Origin of the sequence: Microbacterium sp. (assembly GCF_003248605.1) — a bacterium.
GTDB lineage: Bacteria > Actinomycetota > Actinomycetes > Actinomycetales > Microbacteriaceae > Microbacterium.
On the sequence record NZ_QFPF01000155.1, the window covers coordinates 1 to 4,392 of the forward strand.

The 4,392-nt window shown below is 65.6% G+C and carries 10 protein-coding genes; 2 read left to right on the plus strand and 8 right to left on the minus strand.

Going from position 1 to position 4,392, the window contains the following annotated elements:
• Nucleotides 1-62 precede the first annotated feature (62 nt).
• From DI573_RS14165 to DI573_RS14180, 4 genes are read right to left on the minus strand one after another with little or no spacing between them, the layout of a single operon-like run.
• Entirely contained in the window at nt 63-395 is a 333-nt protein-coding gene (locus tag DI573_RS14165; protein WP_292815643.1) for a hypothetical protein, read from the minus strand.
• Nucleotides 392-706: a hypothetical protein gene (locus tag DI573_RS14170; protein WP_292815646.1), complete on the minus strand. Its 315-nt coding sequence runs from the start codon at nt 704-706 to the stop codon at nt 392-394. Before DI573_RS14170 ends, DI573_RS14165 begins: the two co-directional genes overlap by 4 nt.
• The gene (locus DI573_RS14175) at nt 699-980 is read right to left on the minus strand and encodes a glutaredoxin (protein WP_070520739.1); all 282 of its coding nucleotides are present in this window, start codon (nt 978-980) and stop codon (nt 699-701) included. Before DI573_RS14175 ends, DI573_RS14170 begins: the two co-directional genes overlap by 8 nt.
• 20 nt (nt 981-1,000) lie before the next feature.
• Nucleotides 1,001-1,270, minus strand: a complete 270-nt coding sequence (locus DI573_RS14180; protein WP_168161371.1) for a helix-turn-helix domain-containing protein — start codon at nt 1,268-1,270, stop codon at nt 1,001-1,003.
• A 275-nt stretch (nt 1,271-1,545) separates the two neighbouring features.
• Here DI573_RS14180 and DI573_RS14185 point away from each other — a divergent pair, with 275 nt between their 5' ends.
• Nucleotides 1,546-2,205, plus strand: coding sequence for a hypothetical protein (locus DI573_RS14185; RefSeq protein ID WP_292815654.1), 660 nt, complete (start codon nt 1,546-1,548; stop codon nt 2,203-2,205).
• A gap of 1 nt (nt 2,206) precedes the next feature.
• On the opposite strand, the gene DI573_RS14190 is transcribed toward DI573_RS14185, so the two are convergent.
• The gene (locus DI573_RS14190; RefSeq protein WP_292815655.1) at nt 2,207-2,419 is read right to left on the minus strand and encodes a hypothetical protein; all 213 of its coding nucleotides are present in this window, start codon (nt 2,417-2,419) and stop codon (nt 2,207-2,209) included.
• Nucleotides 2,416-2,616 (minus strand): hypothetical protein, encoded by a 201-nt coding sequence (locus DI573_RS14195; protein WP_292815658.1) that lies wholly within the window; start codon nt 2,614-2,616, stop codon nt 2,416-2,418. Before DI573_RS14195 ends, DI573_RS14190 begins: the two co-directional genes overlap by 4 nt.
• A gap of 140 nt (nt 2,617-2,756) precedes the next feature.
• On the opposite strand from DI573_RS14195, the gene DI573_RS14200 reads away from it, so the two are divergent.
• On the plus strand, nt 2,757-3,116 hold the full coding sequence (locus DI573_RS14200; protein ID WP_292815660.1) for a hypothetical protein: 360 nt from the start codon (nt 2,757-2,759) through the stop codon (nt 3,114-3,116).
• Nucleotides 3,117-3,142: 26 nt separating this feature from the next.
• Here the strand turns inward: DI573_RS14200 and DI573_RS14205 are convergent, their stop codons facing one another.
• Together DI573_RS14205 and DI573_RS14210 are read right to left on the minus strand one after the other, a co-directional pair.
• Nucleotides 3,143-3,928, minus strand: a complete 786-nt coding sequence (locus DI573_RS14205; RefSeq protein WP_292815665.1) for a phage antirepressor KilAC domain-containing protein — start codon at nt 3,926-3,928, stop codon at nt 3,143-3,145.
• Nucleotides 3,928-4,266, minus strand: coding sequence for a hypothetical protein (locus DI573_RS14210; RefSeq protein ID WP_292815662.1), 339 nt, complete (start codon nt 4,264-4,266; stop codon nt 3,928-3,930). The genes DI573_RS14205 and DI573_RS14210 overlap by 1 nt, the downstream gene beginning before the upstream one ends.
• Nucleotides 4,267-4,392: the final 126 nt, after the last annotated feature.

Genomic DNA, 4,392 nt, shown 5'->3' on the forward strand with positions numbered 1-4,392 from the left:
GGTCGAACACCACGTCGGGGTGACGGGGCCGTCCTCGGCACGGCGAACGGGCTGGTCGGTGGTCATCGAGGTTCCTCCAAATCACGGTCGATGTCGATCGCGTCGGCCCAGGCGATGAACGCGGCCAGGGCGGCGCGGACTTTCTGGTCGGGCTGGTCATCGATCCAGGTGCGCAGCTCCGACAAGGAGACGAAGCGGCCGACTCCAACCTGCGGGGGCCGAGGCAGCGTGGCGCGGCGCGGGATGACGAACTCGCGGGGCATCACGTCGCAGACGTCGCCCAAGTGCAATGCCCCGACGCGACGCGGTTCGGCATGCGAGTCGATCCAGGTGAGCATCACCAGGCGGCCACCATCTGCCGGGTACCGCAGGCGTGCAAGGAGCTGAACCGTCACGGCGTGACCTCCTCGATGCGTCGGGCGGTGCACCACAACTCGCGGGCCGCCCACGTCCAGCCGACCGCTCCCGCGCCCCACAGCAGAGGGGTCGCGTTGAGCAGCTCGGAGGCCGTGATGGCGGCTTGCACCAGCGCATGGGCAGCCATCACGCCGGCGGAAACCGCCAGCATCCGGCCGACGAGGGCGATGCGGTCACGCGCGTCCCACACCGCGCGGTACGCGGCCCGGTAGCGGTGCGGGTACATGGCCTCGGCAAGCTCGTGTTCGACGTCGAAGTCGACGCGCACCCAAGCAGGAAGATCAGACACGGTCGCGCTCCTTCCGTGCCAGGCCGATGAACTCGGCGATGCGGGTGAAGTCGAGCCCCGCCCACCACGTCGACGTGCCATCGGGACGCACGCCGAGAACCACCGGGGCCTCACGGAATCCCATTTCGGCCGCGAACTGCAGGATCTCGTCGGTCATGTTCTCTTCGAGGACGGGCACGTCATGCCTGGTCAGCAGCGCCTCGGTGCGGGCACACGCCGCGCAACCGGGCTTCGTCCACATCACGACGCGCAGCGCGTCATCGCGGTGGCTCATGGTTCTGGTCAGCTCAGGCATTAGGCCACCTGCCTCGGGTCGCGGGGAAACCCCTCGACCATGACGCGGTCGACTTCGGAGGCAAGGATCTTCCAGTGCTCCCGGGATCCAGGTCGTTTGGGCAGCGTCCGGAGTCGGCCGGACTGACACCAGCGGTAGACGCGCTGGAGGTCGATGTCGAAGATTGCCGCGAACTCGGCGACGGACACGGTCTGCCGGCCGGTGACGGGCCGGGTGACGTGGTCGGCCATCGTCATCACCCCTCGGGGGTTTGATCGGGTATCGTGCATTCCAGTTCCTTTCGAACTAGGAGCGGTCCGCGATACCTGTTGCGCCAGGTGCGGGCCGTTTTCTTTTGAGGTGGATGGGTGGTGCGCAGCCCGGCCGGCCTGAGGAGATCCGCAGATGAGCAGGCCATGGGGCAGGGCTTGGCGGTGAAGAACACGAAACCGCGTTAACGCACCGGCGCCCGCCGGGGACTCGAACCCCGGTGCCTGCCAGTCGAGCCGCGCCACCGCGAACGCGGGGCGACTGTTTGCGCTGCACAGCGCGATAAGATCGAGCCATGGCGAATCCGGCAGAGCTTCTTTGGCAGACCTTCGAGCAATGGCATTCGGGAAATCACCAGTCGTCGGCTCAACAGGTCCGAGGTGACCAGTCGTTGTTCGAGCACAGGCTCGCGGTTCGTCACCTCGACGCGATCGAAGAGCTTCTCGCGCAGTTGAAGGCCAGCGGGCGTCGCACTGCGGTCTACGAGCGGTACTTCCCCGAGTGGGTCCGCATCGTGTTCCACTACCCGCGCTCGTGGCAGCAACAGGGGTCGGCATCGATCGACCAGACTGCGCGCGATCATCTGGCGACGTTGGGCGACATGCTCGTGGGAATGCTCCCCGTTGCTGATCAGACACAGTTCGACGCCGTTACCGCGTTTCTGGACGACGTCGTCGCCGAGCTCGCCGACGATAAGTCGCTGCCTGACGACGCGCGGCGCTACGCCGAAGCCACCATCGCCGCAGTGCGTGATGCGCTCGGCAATTACGCAGCTGTCGGCGACGTCCTGCTCGAAGACGTGCTCACGAGGTTCTCCGGCGCCCTTCTGCGGGTGGCCGCACGGTCGAACAACCGTGACCGCTGGGTGAAGATATCCGAGCGGTTCGTGTGGCCGTTCGTCGTCAACCAGTTGCCGGCTCTGCCCGTCATGGGGCTGCTGGAGCTCATGTCCTGACCTACCCATCGCCCCGCCCTCCCTTGCCGGCGAGGTCGAGCAGCTCGTCCATTGCCTCGTCGATGACTCGGCCCGACGGCCTGCCCGTCAGGATCTGCTCGCGGATCCGCGTCAGCACGCGGTGGGCGGTGAAGTATTCGAGGAGCGGCAGCCCCTCAGGTGCGTAACGGCGGTCGTTCATGGCGACATCGCCTGGTTTGTTGCCGTTCATCACGCCACCTCCTCCTCGTCCTCGTCGTCCATGAGCGGGGCGACGGTGTGCCGGATGATCAGCGCGTCGACCTCGTCAGCCGGCAAGTGCCGGATGTCGTGGATGCCTTCGGCCTCGAGCTCGTCGACGACGCAGCGGACGTAGACCCGCTCGGACCAGTCCTCGACGATCTGGGCGGCCCGGCGGCGGACCTGAGTCATGAGCCAGGGATCGGGGGACATCACACGGCCCCCGCTTCGTGCTTGCCGACGCCCGGCGTCCGCGCCTGCTTGGGGTACTCCTGGTCGAGGGGCCGACGCAGTGAGCGGCGGGCGTGAAGGCGTCGAAGTAGCCTCGTGGCATGACGGAGAAGACCTTCACGCTGGAAATCAACGGATACGAGTACGAGATGCCGTACTGGACGTTCCCCTGGATTCGCACTGCGGTCGGCGACCTGAAAGAGGGCGGTGTGCCGCTGAACCTTCGCGCCCCGAACTCGGTGGATCTGTGGATCAAGGCGGACTACCAGGTCGAGTTCTTCTTCGACGATCCCCGTGATCCCGAGATTCCCGAGAGCCTTACGGACCGCGAGCGTCATCTGTACATGGACATTTTCGATGGTGACCGCGCGTACGGGCACCGGGTCCTTGACGTCAGCCACGACGACGGAGACCCCCTTCTCTGGGAGTGGGACGACCCGAAGTACCGCGAGCGGCCCTGACCGCATCCTCAGCCGAACGACCTTCATCACGCCACCTCCTTTCCCGGCAGGCGTCCATCGAGGAACCGCTCGATGAAGTACTGCTGCCCCTTGCCCGTGACCTTCGGGGTCTTCGAGATGGTTGTATGCCCGTCCGCGTGCGTGACCGTGGTCTCCTTGATCCGGAACAGGCCGAGGTCCATGGCTCGCTGCGTCGGCATGTTCCAATCGGTGCCCTTTCGGTTGATCAGGAACCCGTTGGCGCGGAGCACCGCGAACATCCTGTTCTGGCCGATGTCGATGCCGTTGCCGCGGAGGATCTTCGCCAGCTCGCCGACGAGGATGTTGGTCTTCGACACGGCGACCGCGTCCGCGAAGACGACCTTCGGCGCGTCAACTGCACGGGCAGCTTCGAGTTCCTCGCGCTTGGCGCGCTCGGTCTTGAGATCCGTGGCCAACCGGATGATGAAATCCGGGTCCATCAGCGCCTGCTCTGCAGCTGCGGGGGTCAAGTAGCCGCCGTGCCGACGGATGGCCGGCAGGACCTCGTCGGTCACCCAATCCTGGAAGTCAGCGGCCAGCGGCGCGCGGGACTTCATGATCGCGGCGTAGAGACCCGCTTCAGTCAGCACGGTCATCCTCTGGTCACCGCCAGGGGTACAGAGCTTCTCTGTCCCCTTGTGGCGGTCGCGGACGAAGCGCGTCACCTGCGTGGCATCGCGGTACCCGAGAACTTTGGCGACGTCGGCGGCGACCCAGCGGGGCTCACCGTCGTCGCCTTGGATCACGCGGACCTCATGGCCGCGGAAGTCGAACTGCTCGACTTCGTTCATCACGCGGCCCCCGCTTCGTGCTTGCCGGCGCCCGGCGCGGCAGCCTTTTGCCGCTTGGGCGGGTATGCGGTTTCGAGCGATCCGGCTTCGAGGCCGTATGCGCGCTCGAGATGTCCGAGCAGCTCCACGCTGGCTCCTCGGTGGCCGAGTTCGACGGCTGAAATCGTTCCGCGGCCGTACTGGTGTCCGGTCATTTCGAAGATGCGGGTGCGCAATTCGTCGATGGTGATGCCGATCGCCAGCCTGAGGCTCCGGATCGAGAGCATCGGGACCCGGTCATTCCGAAGTCGATCTTCGAAGGACTCCTGCACGAACCCCTTGAGTTCCTTGGTTTCCATGCTTGCAAACCTACCGCAATCCGAAGCATTGTAAAGTCCCGGCTTGGATATAGGTCCCAGAAGTGCAGAAACACAAGCTTGGCTTTCAAGGTCTGCCCAGCTCACAGGCTTGTTGTTCGCCGTCGC